Genomic DNA, 14,400 nt, shown 5'->3' with positions numbered 1-14,400 from the left:
TTCAGATAGCACTCAGTTTTTTCGCTTCTGTGCTTTATTGCGTAAGCATCCCTATTTAAAAACTGTCCGGAGTATTGTAATTAAGGAATGAGAATTAAATAACTTAGAATGCGTGATGGTTCTTGTGGGATGGGCGTCCCGCCCGTCCAGAAAGGATGGGCTATAAGCCCAACCCCTACTTCCCACTTTCAAGAGTGTAAATTATTTAATTCGCACTCCTAAGCATATTTTGTAGGAGCAATACGTAGTTTCCCCACACGAGGCAAAGTTCCATAATTCCTGTTACAGATATTTGTTAGCCCAGGTAATAAAACCTTCGAGCTTGTGAACTGCCAACAGATTGTCATTGTCAGGAATTTGTTTTTTAAACCAGTCGATCGAACCTTGTCTCATACCATCACCACCCACTATAACAATAGTAGGAACCCGATAACAATTTTTAATATTTAAATTAAGGTAAGGATACTTCTCATCTACTGAACCTTTGTCTTCTTGCCACTTGCACTCAACAATTAGACCCAGAGGAAACAAACCGCAACCAACAATATAAAAATCCACATTTATTTCAGTTTCATAAATGCTAGCTCCGATATAAACCTGTTTAGCATATCGCTTGGAATTTTCAGTAGAGCTTAAGAGCCAATCTCGCTTGCGCTTTTTCGGCAACTGGGGACATATTTCGAGATATCCGTGGCCTCTCAACGTACCTTCTACAGTTGTTTCTAAAACAAAACCAGTTTTATTGGCTCTAAAACCCCTATTCATTTTGTTTTCCCCTGAATATAATTTGAATTAAGCCGATCGCACTTGAATCACCCCTCGGTCAAAAACCCGTTTGTCAGTACCGATAGAACTGACAAACATCCGGTCTTCATAGACATCAAACGTCGCAAAACTCAGGCGACTAGCAGAATACTCCGTCCACTCAGAACGCCCCACCGGACGAGTGCCCCCGCCGGCACCGCAAATTAAATAAGTCGTACCGTTAATCGATCGAGTCCGTTCGTAACTATGCTCGTGTCCGTTGATATAAAGCTGCACGCCGTACTTTTGAAACAAAGGCGTTAAAGTCTTAATAAAAGGTTGATTCAATCCGTAGACGCCAGAGGAATAAATCTGGTGGTGGCCGAACACAACTTTCCAAGGTGCGGTGCTCTGACTCAACTCTTTTTCCAGCCACACAAGCTGATTTTTCCAATCCGCATTGTGATTGGTATCTAAAGCAAAAAACTGTACCGGATCGCGCCGAAATGTATAGTAGCGACCTTGCATATTAAAACCCGCATATTTAACTTGCGGATCGCCGTTAGCAGTGCGGATATCGTGATTTCCCAGACAAGCATAAAATTTTACACCTTGCTGTAATAATGGCTGATAAGGTCGCTCGAAAACAGCATTAATTTTTTCAATTTCGCCGTTATTGTAGATATTGTCGCCGGCGAGAACAGCAACATTAAAAGGGTTTTCCCGGTGATATTGGGTCATCGCCTCAGCGACAGCATACTGACCTTCAGCCCCGGTACCGGTGTCGGCTACCGAAATAAAGCTTAAAATAGGCTGTGAGGCCGGTAAAGGGACGATCGCCCTTTCTGCCTCAACGTTAGAAGGGACAGCAGCGTTGGCGTCTCTACCGGAGGAAGTCCGAAGCTGAATCATTTTCGAGACTCCGGCAAAACCTAAGCTGCTGAGACTGCCTAAAATTAGAAAGTGACGACGTTTGATGCTCATTTTGATTCGGTTACAACTAATTAAATGATAAATTAAGGTTGAGATGGCTCAATTAAAATTTATCTCGTTTACATATATTTGCAACGCCCCAAGGCAGAGAAAATGTCAGAAGAACAACTAAACCAACCAACTCCAGAACCCTCTCAATCTCCGACACCGGAGGTTGCTTCGGCTGCAAAGTCTGCCCCCACTGGCAGCAAAACTCAAAATGCCAGCAGCGCGGTTCCCAAAAATCAGAGAATCAAAACTTTGATTGCATCGATTGGGAACTTGGGAAAAAAAGGCCAAAAATTACCAGCCGAACCCCCGTTGCAGCAAGAAAAGCCGATCGCGCCCACCGCTTCTGACTCAGCAACAGTAACTCCTCCCGCTGTTGCTGCGGAAGTTAACAGCGTGCCACCAAAAGTTGCTGTAAAAGTTGATAAAAAACCTGTATCCCAACGCACGGAAGGGAGCTTTTTACAGAACGTCGGTATACTTTGGCAAAGTATTGTGCGGCTAGTGCGATCGCTACTGCCACCATCTACGAACCAGAAGCTGTCCGATCCAATTTTAAACGCAGCCCTAGCAGCAATTCTGATCGTTGTAGTCGGTTTAACTTTCAACAGTTTCTCGGCAAAACCACCGCAGAAAGTAGCAAAAGTGCCTTTGCCAGCAGCGCAGCAGTCGTCGCCAACATTTGACGATTTTCTGGCGTCGGGAACGGCGAAATCACCAGAGGCGATCGTACCATCTGAGCCAATCTCTGCTAACTTCAAAAGCAAGTTGCCCGATTTAGTGGCGCCGGAAAAACCGCAACCCGTAGAAATTATCCCACCGCCACCGCTGACGCCCGAACAGTCTCTGATTGCTGCGATTCAAACTCAAGTTACTGACATTAAGAATCGACTGGGCGGCGGTTTAGTTGAGTCGGTTCAAGCGAATTTTGCCAGCAGCATTTTGACGGTAAAAGTCGCTGAAGATTGGTACAAACTCAGCGTAGTTGAGCAAAATCAACTAGCAACGAAGATGTGGAAGGAGGCTAACTCACTCGATTTCAGCAAGTTAGAAATTGCGAATATGGAAGGCAAGTTAATAGCTAGAAGTCCGGTTGTAGGTTCGGAAATGATTATTTTAGATAGAGGGATTAATTAGAATTTAAAGAGTCTGTATCTGTACACCATCTTAACAGCCTTACAGTCCAGGACGCAGCACCTAATTATGTAGGTGTGCAGTGCACACCTTACCGCTGTTAATTTTTTTGAGGATATTGAAACTTTCTCAAACCTGACAGAATGCTACCATTAAATTAATTAACTTTGAGGAAAATTGAAAAATGACAATTTTAACTCAAGTCGAACAACTAGAAATTGAATATCCCAGCAGCGACGGAGAGCCGATGGCTGAAAGCGACATCACGCGCGATTACATGACTTACAGCGTTGAAGCTGTCAAGCTTTACTTTCAAGAACGTTCTGATGTTTACGTGTCAGCCAATTCTTTCATTTATTATGAACAAGGGAACAACCAAGCGGTTGTTGCTCCCGATATTTATGTGGTGTTTGGAGTTGCCAACCGCAAAAGGGATAATTATAAAGTTTGGGAAGAAGGCGGAATTACTCCAGATTTTGTGTTAGAAATTACTTCGGAAACAACTCAGACGAAAGACCAAGAAACCAAACCGGAAATTTATCGAGCTTTGGGAGTTAGGGAATATTTTCAGTACGATCCGTCGGGAGATTACCTAAATCCGATTTTACAGGGAGTACGTCTAATAAACAATCAGTACGAGCCGATTGCTGCCAACAATATCGCTTTCGATACGCTGTGGTTGTTCAGTGAAGTGCTGGGACTGGAATTGCATCTAATTTCAGGAGAATTGAGGTTTAGAGTTCCTGAAACGGGTGAGTTTTTGAAGACTCATAAGGAAGAAAAACTGGGACGACTGGCAGCGGAGTCAACATTACGATCGCTCGTAACTCAACTCTTAAATTCTGGAATGAGTCGGGAACAGGTAGCGCAAATGATGAATTTATCAACCGTGGAAGTGAGACGATTGGTAGGGGAAAACTTTTGAGCGATCGCACTTTTCCAAGATATCAAGAATAGTGCGATCGAAGTATGGGACAAACTGAGAACAGTCAACAGCCAACAGTCAACTATTAACGAATGACTAGAGAGGCTTATTAGTAGGTTTAAAACCCTGCTTTTGAAAATAGGTTCGGAATACCTCTTGAGCAATTGGTGCCGCCGATACAGAACCAAATCCGCCGCCTTCAACTATAACTGCGATCGCAACTTCCGGTTTGTCAGCGGGAGCAAAACCCACAAACATAGAATTGTCAGGATGACCGGGCATTTCCACCGTCCCAGTCTTACCAGCACTTAAAGGAATAGTACCATCATTCATGCGTTTGCCAGTACCTTTTTTCACCACGTCAATCAATCCCTCGCGAACAACATTCAAAGTGGCCGGCTTAATACCTGTGGGAACTTTTTTGGTAATAGGAGTGTTAGTTTGAGAAGCCAATAAATGCGGCTGAACTCGATAACCGCCATTAGCAACAGTTGACACCATCACAGCCAATTCTAAGGGAGTACAAAGTACCAAACCTTGACCGATCGACATTGTTACCGTATCCCCAACATACCAATCTTCACCATACATTTTCTGTTTCTCTGCTGGTACCGGAACTTGACCGTGATTGGCGGATTCCAACCCCAAAAGGTCTAAATTAATAGTACCGCCAATGCCCATTTTTTTAGCTGCTTTCGCCATTTCTTCGGGGCCGGCAGCCATACCTACTTGATAGAAAAACGTATTGCTGCTGTAGGCTAAAGCGTCGCGGAAACCGATAACGCCGTAACCGCCGCTGTGTTCGTTAAAAGAAATTCCGCCGATCGTAATTGAAGAAGAAGTGGCCACAGTCGAGTCAGGAGAAAACTTGCCCGACTCCATCCCCGCTATAGCAGTGACAATTTTAAAAGTGCTACCGACTGGATAACCTTGAACGGCTCGATTTAAAAACGGTTTTTCTGGCCCTTGCAGCCGCTCCCATTCTGTTTGAGTCACCTTGCGGGTGAAAATATTGGGGTCAAATGTCGGCCAACTAGCCATTGTTAAAAGAGCTCCGGTTTTTACGTCGATCGCCACAACTGCACCCAGGCGATCGCCCAAAGCTTTTTCTGCAGTTTTCTGCATATCTAAATCTAAAGTTAGCTGCACCGGTTTGCCGGGAATAGGGTCTTTTACACCTAAATCTTGGATTTCCTCGCCCTTAGCATTCACCTCGATTAAACGGTTTCCCCAAACGCCCTCTAAAGTTGAATTGGCTAATTTTTCCACTCCCATTTGACCCACGAGCATCCCCATCGGATATGCAGGATTAGCTTTTAATTGCTCTAAACTAGCTTCGCCGACGTACCCCAAAAGGTGAGCTGCTAATTGCTGGTGGGGATTGTCTCGGCTCGATTCTACGCGAATTTCAACTCCCCGCAAAGTATTAGCTTGTTCTCCCAAAGCGACGAAAGTACCGACATCGATATCTTTACTAATTCGCACTGGCAGGGCCGATCTGTAGCCAGCGGCATCGATTTTTTTGACAATTTCGGCCGCGGGCAGTTTGACGATCGGGCCCAGTGTAGCGGCGATCTCTTGCCACTCCTTGGCCGATCGCTCTTTTGGCCACACATAGACCGATCGAGATACGCGGCTGGCCGCAAAAATTTTGCCGTTGCGGTCTAAAATTTGACCGCGAGTCGCGGGGACTGAAACAGGGCGAATGCGGTTATTTTCCGCCCGCTGTCGGTTGTAGGCTCCCTGTATCAGTTGCAGTTCGGCTAGACGAAATATTGGTAGCGTCATCAAGGTAGTGACGAGCAGCATAAAAATCATAACTTGGAGCGATCGGCTGCGTTGCCGTGAAGCATTGTCCAAGCCATTTTTGTCGAATCGGACTTTAGAGTTAAAAGAAAAATCGCCAGCCATATTAATTAATCTGCTCTTTTTATTCAACTAACAGGTTGATACGGGCCCCATCCGGATGATTGGGCCGATGATTACAGGGATTATAACTTCTCACTCTTTAGTAACAGACATAAATTCTGTCGATTGGCAGACGAATCAGCCGGATTGTTTAATTAAGCTATATAAGATGTATGTTAAATATCAGGTTTTTCTGACAATTCAACTGTTAAGGAGGTAGGGGCGCTGTGGAACCGATCGATTTTTTGATTGCTTGGCTGGTGACGGGCAGCAGCTTGCTGCTAATTTCTCAACTCCCGATCGGCGTAGAAATTGACAGCACACCGAAAGCAGTAATTTCCGCTGCAGTTTTGGGAATGTTGAATGTTTTAATTTTGCCAATTCTGAAAGCAGTTTTTTTCGTGCCGAACCTACTGACGCTGGGATTGCTTTCCGGCGCGTTTGCTTTTGTAATGAATGTGATTGTTTTTGCCTCGGCTGCGAAGCTAGTTGAAGGATTTAGTTTGCGGATGGGCCTTTGGAGCGCGGTACTGGGGGCGATCGCCTTGGCTGTAGTTAGCAGCTTTATCAACGGCGCGCTGATTTAGCAACTTCCCCTGATAAAGGGCGATAGAAATCGCCCGATATTTCCCACCCTTAGCTGGCGCGTTTCGTGTGCCTACAACCGATTTCTATCGCCGAATATTTCTTCTCCCTTCTTCCTTCAATCCGTTACATCCGTTACATCCGTTAAACAATCCGTTGTCGAACTTCCTTCAATCGGTTACATCCGTTACATCCGTTAAACAATCCGTTGCCGAACTTCCTTCAATCCGTTACATCTCACATCTTGCACCCTTCTCAAGAACGGGCTCTCCGGCCCGTTCCACAAAGAGTATATTTTCTTGTGGAACAGGCCGAAAAGCCTGTTCCTAAAAAGCTAATTGAGAATGGTGCAAGATATAAGTTACATCCGTTACATCCGTTACATCCGTTACATCCGTTACATCCCTTGCCGAACTTCCTTCAATCCGTTACATCCGTTACATCCGTTAAACAATCCGTTGCCGAACTTCCTTCAATCCGTTACATCCGTTACATCCGTTAAACAATCCGTTGCCGAACTTCCTTCTTACTTGCCAATCACCGACTTATAGGCTGTCACCTTAAGATCAATCCCAGTAATATCTGTCCCAACAACAACAGCCGCCGCTCCTAAATCCAAGGCTTTTTTAGCCATTTCCGGCCCCGATATCCCGCCTTCGCAGATAACGGGAACCTTAAGCTTTTCTACCATTTCCGCAACCAAATCAAATCCCGGCGGCGAAAATTTTTCCGTCTGGGAAGTATAGCCAAAAAGAGTAGTTGCTACAGTATCTGCACCAGCTTCGGTTGCCGCGATCGCAGCTTCTATTGTATCTACATCCGCCATCACTAATTTGCCCAATTCACTGTGAATTCGCGCGATTAACGTCTTTAACTCTTCGCCAGCAGGACGGTTTCTCTCAGTAGCATCAACGGCGATAATATCGGCTCCAGAAGCAGCGATCGCCCGCGCGTCTTCAAACCGAGGAGTAATGTAAATCTCGCATCCCGGCAATTGCTGCTTCCAAATCCCAATTATGGGAGCGGATATCTGTTTTCGCACCGCTGCAATGTGAGCCGGAGTGTCAATCCGCACCCCCGATGCACCTCGATTGATAGCGGTTCGAGCCATTGCCGCAATTACGATCGGATCGTGCAGCGGCGAATCAGCAGGTGCTTGACAAGAAACAATTAATCCTGTAGGAATTTGACAATTAATCATGGGGAATTGCGGATGGGGAATTGGTAATTGGGAATTACAAATTATACCAGTTCAAAAAAAGAATGTAACTGTAGACCATATCCCAACCCATATCCAATGAGTCAATCGATTTTAGATTTTAGATTTTAGATTTTAGATTGAGCCCACGGATAAATGCTCTTTCTTGAGGATTTTCTATTTTCGATTTTGGATTGATTCCAGGGATAAATCACGTGGCGGGTACCACCTTTGAAATTCGTGGTCATTCCCCAATCTAAAATCTAAAATCTAAAATCTAAAATTGTATTACCCATTACCAATCCCAGCCATTAAAGAAATAATTTTGTCCAGCAATTGCTCAGGGTGAATCGGTTTAGCCAAACAATCGTTAGCTCCCGCCGTCACGAAAGATATCTGATCTGCGGGAATTTCATTAGCGCTTAAAGCTAGAATCTTAATATTTTCAGTAGCGGGTTTTTCGCGCAGTTGGTGAATTATTTCGCAGCCATTCATACCGGGCAAACGCATATCGACAATCACAGCATTCGGCTGCAAAAGTTCAATTTGTTCCACCGCCGCTGAACCTTCAATCATCCACACCACTTGCAGTCCTGCTGCTGTCAGGATATCGCAAATCAGCATGGCAGTTTCTTCATCTTCTTCCACGAGTACGAGGCTACCGCGCGAGGAATAATGCAGCGGTAAAGATGAATTAGATTTTTCATAGGTTAATTTTGTGGATTCATCTTTGGTTAGAGTTTGGATGGGTATAAAAACGGTAAAAGTAGAGCCGACATCAACTTGAGATTTGACTTCGATCGCGCCGCCGTGAAGCTCTACTAACTGTTTAGTTAAGGCTAATCCCAGACCGGTGCCGCCGTATTCCCGGCGGTAGGGGGAATCCAACTGCTGGAATTTTTGAAACAACAGCGATCGCTGATCTTCGGGAATTCCAATGCCGGTATCTTTGATTTGAAAAACAGCGGTGCTGCCTGCAGGTGCAGTACCGGGATGCCGCACTGCCGACGTTCGATTTTTATCTTCTGTCACCCAAACTCGCAGGATGACTCGCCCGCCTTTGGGAGTAAATTTAATCGCATTTCCTAAAAGATTGAAGAGAATTTGTCTCACGCGGCGCGGGTCAGCGATGAAGCGATCGCACTCTTGTTTTATCCGCTGTTCTTGCAGCAGTTCCACGCCCTTAGCTGCAGCTTTTTCTTTGAGGGCGTGCAGGCTCTGAGAAGCTAATTTAGAAAGTGAAAATTCACTAATTTTTAATACTGCTTTTCCCGCTTCTACTTGCGATAAATCTAAAATATCGTTAATTAATTCTAATAAGTGGTCGCCACTGTCTCGGATAGTTTGCAGGTACTGCCGCTGCTTTTGCACTGGCACTTCTTTACTGCCAACTTTGCCGTAAGACCACCGCAGCAGCGTGTCAGAAATGCCGATGACGCAAGTCAGAGGAGTCCGCAATTCGTGGCTCATAGCTGCCAAAAATTCGCTCTTGGCGAGGCTGGCAGACTGGGCTGCAACCAGTGCATCGCGCAGTTCTCGCGTGCGCTCTATTACGCGCTGTTCTGAGGTGCGCTTTTGCTGCTGGACTTGTGCATAAAGTTCGGCTTGGTAAATCGCGATCGCCAAATGTTCTGCTATTTGTCGCAAAAATGTTTTTTTGCTTTCTTCCCACTCGCGAAAAGTACACTGGTGGGCAATTAGCAGCCCCCACAAGTCGTCTTGAACTACGATCGGCACTAGCAACTTTGCCCGCACCTTCGCCCGCCGCATCAACTCTAAAAAACAAGGCTGCGAAGAGTAACTTGTTTCCACATCCGCGACGCACAAAGCCAAACCTTTGCGATATTTTTCTCGGTCAAGGACTCCATTGGTAAAACACTGCGCGTCTTCACTAAAATTCAGTACAGACGAGATAGTATCGTTAGCTAAAGCTTCGTAAGTTACACGACCTAAATACAAGTAATACCCGGAATTTGCTATGATTTCGCCACACCCAGAAACTGCCGCAGGATTTTCTTTAGCTAACTCGGCCTTGTGCGGCGCTGGCACTTTTTCAAATTGATAAATTAACAGGCGATCAACCTCCAAAAACTCTCGCACTTGCTCGACTGCTTTTGACAAAATTACAGGCAATTCCAAACTCTGGCGGATTTGAGTTGTCACCTGATTCAAAAGTCGCTCTTGTTCAAGCTGTTGCTGCAAAGCATCTTCTACTGGCTGACAAAATGAAATGCAGGGACTGGCAATTTGTAATTGATTGACGGCTTCGGCAATCTGGCTTTGTAGCGTTTCTGGATCTATAATTTTGGGCGCTGATTTTCCCTCTATTTCTGTTTGGCTGTGTAGGGGCAGGCGATTATTTTGGCTGGCCTTAGCAGCTAGAATATCCAGCAAATTTAGGGTGAATTCGCTTTGAAGAACGGCCGAGTTGGGCTGTATATTTTTAATTGCTTGTTTGATGGCGCGAATGTCAATTTTCCACGGGGGTGCGGGCTTTATTTCTGCGAGTTTGTCTGCGAGGGTAGACAGGAAATTGGCGATCGCCCCAGGGTCGAAAGTCAACTGCACATTCAATTGCGAATAGAGATTTTTTTCGCTGTGCTTGTGTCCGTTTGTTGCGAACTCATCTAATAGATTGCCCCGCAGCAGCGCGCTAAAATGGTCTGATACTACTGCTGCAAACCTTTCCGACGAATTTTCCAGATTTTGAGAATCAGCGATCGCATCGTCGGTCAGCCAAATCGCCCCTGGGATTTCAGCCATTTGCTGTAACAACTGGTAAGCAGCCTCAAAGGTTGCTAGCGGCAAAGTCCGATTTAAGGTTTTTGGTTTCACTCTAGTAATTCTGAATTCTGGATTTTAGATTTTAGATTGGAGTGAACGAGCTCCTGCACCAACTCTTTGAATAACAGCTTAACCGCTTTAGCTGCTACCCGCGATCGCACCAACCGCACCGGCCGGCCACTGAGTTTTTCTGAATCCATGATTTCCCCCAAGCGATCGCCAATGTTGTTGGCCATGCGAGCGCGCTTTGGTTCGATTCGCGTAAAGATCCACTGCCAGAGAGCCTTTCTGCACAAATCAGATCCACCCACAACTTTAGACTTTTGCAAGTCGCCACTGCTTTCTTGGGAGGGCGCGTACCCCAAAGCTTTGCAGAATCGGCGAAGCGATAAATGCCGCTTGGTCGGCTTACCCGATCGCCTTCCCTTGCGAATTTTGACATCGGGCTGGCCGTCGGCAGCGAGGTAGTTTTCAAACGGGTAAATTTGCGACAAAAGCAGCGCTTCAACGCGGCGGCCGAAACCGAATTGAGCGAACACTTTCCGGTATGGCAAGAACTGCGGCTCTGCCACCAACTTAGAAAGCTCAAATTCAAGAACCATTTCTTCCCGCTGCAAGTCGCAAATTCTGGCGGCGTGTTTTCTTAAGTCATCGGTTATTCCCAGTCCGATCGACCGATCCAACAGCAAATCGTATTTAACTGACTGTCGCTCGCCGCATAACCAGCCCCAAAGCAACGGCACTTTTTCACCAGACCGCAGCGATTTAATCAGCGCCGCTTCTGGAAACTGCCAAGCTAAATCTTGGCGAGCACGGTTGATAATCGGACTTTGCACTCGGTTAAGGTGCGCGAGCCGGAGCACCAGCCGGCGAATTTGTACGATTGTGCGATCGCGCATTTGCACAAATCGGCGCGGCGTGTCGATGTAATCCCAACCATAAATGGCAAGGGCGAGCGCGTCGGCGTCGTCGTCTTTGTCGGGTAAGCCCAAGTGATGCTCGCGGAACGATCGAAGCTCTTTATGCCCTACCAGTCGCACTTCTACTCCCGCCCGTGCAAGCTGGGTTCCCCAGAGGATTTGGTAATTAACCCCTGTGGGTTCCATGATGGCGATCGTGTTTTCCCGATCCGATTCCGATCCAATTAGTGCAAGTAATTCATTCATGCCATGCGCTGTAGCAGCAAGTTTGTGGAAATTGTAGCGGTAATAAAACTCGCGCGGTTCGTCAATTTTTTCTGATATTAAGCAGCACGAAACCGAGGCTTTGCTAATATCCAAGCCAATAATTTGAGTCATTCCATTTTTAAGGGTGAGTTTTCCAAATCTCGCAGCAGCAGCTTATGAATCACCCAAAGGCCACATGAGCCTACTTCACTCTTAAAGCTTCAAAGTGCGCGAGACGAACAATTAATTAGGCAGCGACCGAGCTTGTGAAACCAAAAAAGCCTTTGCAGCTTGATTCAATCTGAAAGCCCTAAATCGCGCCTTTTTTAATTGGCGGTCGGGTTGGAATCGATCCGCTACTCCCCTTAAAAAAGGGAGTTTCGGCCGCTGATTCGAGGCGGCGCTCGTCAGGCGGTTGTCAGGATGGAATTAGTGCTAACAAGAGCCACGTACACATATACATAGTCAAGGTTTTGAGCTAACGCTCGCTCGAATTCCTCAGTTGAGTAAGTTCTCAGCAAATAATTAGCCGTGTTGATATGTTCGTTCAAGCACAAATCGCGCGCTTGTTTGCGTAGTAGTCCGCGCGCTTTGGCTTCTTTGATACAGAGGAATATTTCTTGCTTTTTGGTTTCGCTAAAATCGCCAAATCGCTCTTTGGCAGATTGCACCAGTGCAGCAATTTGTCTGTTTTGAGTTTGGTTCATGGTAAAATGGTAAATTGGTAGACGTATTGTGGAAGAATAGTCAAGATAGCTTGGAATTAAGCAGTTAAAATCTGGTTTAACTGCTTTTTATTGCTTAGAGTTGTTTGAAAATGTAAAGACCTTTGCCCGGATGTTTTTCCTTGACTTGTTGGGCCAACGGCATCATCACGTCGTTGATGAATTCTTCTATCTCGTCTGCCTCTGCTGACTTTTGATGAATGGCTGCTTGAATGGCAATATCCCTAGCCAATTCCTCGCAAGGTTTGCCAACAATTTCACTGAGTAAATTAAGCAAAATCGAATTGGTTCTTGAACACTCAAAAATAAGTTGTTTTTGTTCAATTGGCAAATCTTGCAAGCTGATAGTTCCGGGCTGTGGCCTGTCATCGGGAATTCTTCGGATGGCTTGCAGGTTCATCTCGCAAGTATTTAGAGAGTTGTTGAGTGTTTCCGCTAGCTCTTCAAGTTCGCGATAATTTCCGCAACTCTTGAGAATCAAATCATCGGCGTGGAGACCGAGGGCGATAATTTCCGCTTTTTGCTCAGGGCGAAACGCGGGCAAGTCAGAATGCCTGTAAGTGAAAGTATTGTGAGACATGGTTTTAAAAAAACTAACTAGGATGAGTCCGACGCTTTGTCGGATCTATTCGGTCTGATAGCTTTTTGATAGCTTTTTGATAGCTTTGGTTTGCCAAAACCTGCTAGCGGTTTGTCGGTTTTGCCGATCGCGCCGGTGTCTTTCTGAAACTCGGTGTCTAGCTGATCTAAAATCTCCTCTTGCTCCGGAGTGGGTATGGTTGGCTCTTCTTCTTCCTCTTGATGGGGCTTGTACTCGTCCGCGATTCTGTCCATCAGCTCTTGGAAGGAAATACCGGCCGCTGCTGCTTTCTTGGCTAGCAGTGCGTAAGTGTCCTTCTTAATACGGACTTGCTGCAGTCTGGGTTCTGGGTTCTCGTCAATGGTTTCGGCAATCGTCACTGCTGAAATCCTTTCCTTCGGTACGGTCTCGACCACTTCCTGCCACTTGCTCTCTAGGGGGCTGTCGCCGTACTTGTCCACCGCTGCGTATTTCCCCAGCGTTGTAGCTTGGGCTACGCAGTTGGGCAAAATTTTGAAGCCAGACTTAATTAATCGCAGGCAGATGTCGGCTGCTTTGATGATTTGCTTGCAGTAGAAGTGCTGACGGCCGAGTCCTTGCTCGCAGTAGGTTTTAAAATCCTTAAATTTGGACTTATACAAACGATATCGGCGGATTGTCTGAAGCATGATTCCTTGCCGCACGTAGTCTAGAAATCCCCTTTTAATTTCGTGCGTCAGTTCGCTCAAATCGTTGTAAGGGGCGGTAGCGAGGGTTTCTTCTGCGAAGTCCAAGAGCGGTTGAAACTCACTGAGCGGTTCGTTTAAAAATGAATTGGCAGTGCTTTCCATTTATCAGTGGTTAGTAAAGTGTGGGCGCGTTTTCGGTGTGAATCGTTCCAGGGAATGCGGGGACTGAAAGAGACCTTATCGCAGGAAAACCAATGAAGTTCACACGCAAAGTCACAAACTAAAACAAACAGGTTTGTATAGGGGGCAAAAGGTAGGCGTATTTGACCTAAAGCCCATGCTGGGCAGTCGTTCCCTTTGTAGTCAAAATTGCATTCCCTTGGCTCTACATACCAGTCAATGTGATATTTCGTTATCTCCATAATTTGTTAATTGTCGTGATAAATCATGTCTGGCTCATCCTCTAGGGGTTCCCAAAAGATGTCATTAAAATCGGCGGTAATTTCCATGTTAGTTGTTAGTAGGAAGCGATTCTCTTTCACGGAGTAATCGCTTCAAAGTTGGTTAAATAACGCCGTCCGGGTATCTTGGCTCAGGCGGCACGATTTCCACCTCGGACAAAGATGCGTCTTGTAGTAAGAATCTCTTATCAAACGTGAGTTGGTAAGCAGTCGGGTCTATGCCCAGCCTTTCTAAGAAAAGCTTCAGGCTTTCATAGTGTTCCGTTGCTCGCTCAATATCCTTGGTTAGAGTTTTCAGGGTGTAAGCTTTCTGCTGAATTTGCCGCTCTAAGCTCTCGGAATCTTCCGCTAAACGGTTTTGAGCATCAAGCTCAGCCAGTAGATTATCAAGCTGTTGCTTCAGCATTTCATAGGCATCTGAAAGGCTGTCTACTTCGCTGCTAACTTCCAGTTTTCCATCTTTTTCGAGTCGTTCCCATTTGTCTTTTTTGTAGACGGGAATGGAAATCTTCAGAAAAGTCATTGATTTTCACCTGTTTAA

General features: G+C 45.8%; 13 protein-coding genes. 3 read left to right on the top strand and 10 right to left on the bottom strand.

Going from position 1 to position 14,400, the window contains the following annotated elements; genetic code table 11:
- Positions 1-282: 282 nt before the first annotated feature.
- Entirely contained in the window at positions 283-765 is a 483-nt protein-coding gene (locus tag QUB20_RS20825) for a PD-(D/E)XK nuclease superfamily protein (RefSeq protein WP_333058439.1), read from the bottom strand.
- Between the two features lie 27 nt (positions 766-792).
- Positions 793-1,728 (bottom strand): metallophosphoesterase, encoded by a 936-nt coding sequence (locus QUB20_RS20820; protein WP_333249084.1) that lies wholly within the window; start codon positions 1,726-1,728, stop codon positions 793-795.
- A gap of 102 nt (positions 1,729-1,830) precedes the next feature.
- On the opposite strand from QUB20_RS20820, the gene QUB20_RS20815 reads away from it, so the two are divergent.
- Both QUB20_RS20815 and QUB20_RS20810 read left to right on the top strand, forming a co-directional pair.
- On the top strand, positions 1,831-2,862 hold the full coding sequence (locus tag QUB20_RS20815; RefSeq protein WP_333249081.1) for a hypothetical protein: 1,032 nt from the start codon (positions 1,831-1,833) through the stop codon (positions 2,860-2,862).
- Positions 2,863-3,043: 181 nt separating this feature from the next.
- A complete protein-coding gene (locus QUB20_RS20810) occupies positions 3,044-3,784 on the top strand; it encodes a Uma2 family endonuclease (protein WP_333249077.1) in 741 nt (246 codons plus the stop codon).
- A 96-nt stretch (positions 3,785-3,880) separates the two neighbouring features.
- Here the strand turns inward: QUB20_RS20810 and mrdA are convergent, their stop codons facing one another.
- Positions 3,881-5,695, bottom strand: coding sequence for a penicillin-binding protein 2 (mrdA, locus tag QUB20_RS20805; protein WP_333249074.1), 1,815 nt, complete (start codon positions 5,693-5,695; stop codon positions 3,881-3,883).
- 224 nt (positions 5,696-5,919) lie between these two features.
- Between mrdA and QUB20_RS20800 the strand changes: the two genes are divergently transcribed.
- The gene (locus QUB20_RS20800) at positions 5,920-6,279 is read left to right on the top strand and encodes a phage holin family protein (RefSeq protein WP_333052282.1); all 360 of its coding nucleotides are present in this window, start codon (positions 5,920-5,922) and stop codon (positions 6,277-6,279) included.
- A 524-nt stretch (positions 6,280-6,803) separates the two neighbouring features.
- Here QUB20_RS20800 and QUB20_RS20795 read toward each other — a convergent pair.
- The 7 genes from QUB20_RS20795 to QUB20_RS20765 form a co-directional block, all read right to left on the bottom strand.
- Positions 6,804-7,478, bottom strand: a complete 675-nt coding sequence (locus QUB20_RS20795) for an N-acetylmannosamine-6-phosphate 2-epimerase (RefSeq protein ID WP_333249072.1) — start codon at positions 7,476-7,478, stop codon at positions 6,804-6,806.
- Positions 7,479-7,763: 285 nt separating this feature from the next.
- Complete coding sequence (locus QUB20_RS20790) at positions 7,764-10,310, bottom strand: ATP-binding protein (RefSeq protein ID WP_333249069.1); 2,547 nt, start codon at positions 10,308-10,310, stop codon at positions 7,764-7,766.
- Positions 10,307-11,557: an IS110 family transposase gene (locus tag QUB20_RS20785; protein ID WP_333249066.1), complete on the bottom strand. Its 1,251-nt coding sequence runs from the start codon at positions 11,555-11,557 to the stop codon at positions 10,307-10,309. The genes QUB20_RS20790 and QUB20_RS20785 overlap by 4 nt, the downstream gene beginning before the upstream one ends.
- Before the next feature lie 275 nt (positions 11,558-11,832).
- Positions 11,833-12,132 (bottom strand): hypothetical protein, encoded by a 300-nt coding sequence (locus QUB20_RS20780; protein WP_333234091.1) that lies wholly within the window; start codon positions 12,130-12,132, stop codon positions 11,833-11,835.
- Between the two features lie 94 nt (positions 12,133-12,226).
- Positions 12,227-12,730, bottom strand: coding sequence for a hypothetical protein (locus tag QUB20_RS20775; RefSeq protein ID WP_333249064.1), 504 nt, complete (start codon positions 12,728-12,730; stop codon positions 12,227-12,229).
- Between the two features lie 17 nt (positions 12,731-12,747).
- Positions 12,748-13,560 carry a hypothetical protein gene (locus QUB20_RS20770; RefSeq protein WP_333249061.1) on the bottom strand — a complete coding sequence of 271 codons (813 nt, stop codon included), beginning with the start codon at positions 13,558-13,560 and terminating at the stop codon, positions 12,748-12,750.
- A gap of 402 nt (positions 13,561-13,962) precedes the next feature.
- A complete protein-coding gene (locus QUB20_RS20765) occupies positions 13,963-14,382 on the bottom strand; it encodes a hypothetical protein (RefSeq protein ID WP_333207454.1) in 420 nt (139 codons plus the stop codon).
- Positions 14,383-14,400 lie beyond the last annotated feature (18 nt).

Source organism: Microcoleus sp. B4-C2 (assembly GCF_036705265.1).
Classification (GTDB): Bacteria; Cyanobacteriota; Cyanobacteriia; order Cyanobacteriales; family Microcoleaceae; genus Microcoleus.
Note: the sequence above shows the minus strand (reverse complement) of the source record. Positions and strands in the feature narration are given on the sequence as shown.